Here is a 299-nt window from a genome sequence, read left to right as displayed (position 1 = left end):
TTTCTAAAACCTTGCATCATATCAGTAATCGTTTGTTTTAAATCATCGCCCTCAACATTTTTCACTGTCAACGTGAGGAATATCCATGAAGGCTTATACTGCCTGTTCGCTTCTTCCACGATCAATTTATTATGACTTGCAATTTTTAGCGATCGTCGCCACGCACACATCGAGCATAACCTCACTTTACAGAAATAAGCATTTGATAATCGTAGCCTGCCCGTTTCAATATCTCTTCTAAACACAAGACACTCTGCACAATTACATACTTTTTCAGCTTTTTTTCCGTAATAAGGTGC

General features: G+C 38.1%; 1 protein-coding gene. It reads right to left on the bottom strand.

All coding sequences use genetic code 11. From position 1 onward, the window contains the following. Positions 1-299, bottom strand: a 299-nt coding sequence (locus R0K30_RS21520) for a protein rep (protein ID WP_410612830.1), incomplete at both ends; no start/stop codon positions are given.

Source organism: Bacillus sp. SIMBA_154, assembly GCF_046536015.1.
Lineage (GTDB): Bacteria > Bacillota > Bacilli > Bacillales > Bacillaceae > Bacillus > Bacillus pumilus_P.
Note: the sequence above shows the minus strand (reverse complement) of the source record. Positions and strands in the feature narration are given on the sequence as shown.